1 protein-coding gene is annotated in these 345 nt (G+C 57.7%); it reads right to left on the bottom strand.

From position 1 onward, the window contains the following. Positions 1 to 345: hypothetical protein (locus tag ACO0LF_RS31635; protein ID WP_423021400.1), on the bottom strand; the 345-nt coding region annotated here is incomplete at both ends.

The raw sequence follows: 345 nt of genomic DNA, 5'->3' as shown, positions 1-345 counted from the left end.
GGCTTTGCCTAGCTGGTCATAGCTGGCGACAGCGACTTTGCTGACGCGGTTGGCAGCATCATAGCTAAAGTAGCGGGTGATGAGCCCTTCCCTGACGATGTAGGTGGTGCGGCTGACATCAGGCTGGCCGTTACTGCCCCAGGGGATTTGTGCCACCAGTTCTTTGCCCCAGGCGGTGTCGCTGGCGACGTTGCCGTTCTTGTCATAGGTCAGCAGGTGGCCCTGGGTGCTGGTGAGGTTGTTCTGGTCAGCGGCATTGTTGTTGCTGCTGCCTTCGACCAGGGTCTGCCTTTGCATGTTGTCGTAGGCATAGCTGTTGTTGTGGACTGAGGCATTGCTTTGTAC

This window comes from Undibacterium sp. Di27W, assembly GCF_049340345.1.
In the GTDB taxonomy this organism is placed as follows: domain Bacteria; phylum Pseudomonadota; class Gammaproteobacteria; order Burkholderiales; family Burkholderiaceae_D; genus Undibacterium.
The sequence above is the reverse complement of the archived record's forward strand: the minus strand, read 5'-3'. Positions and strand labels throughout refer to the sequence as shown.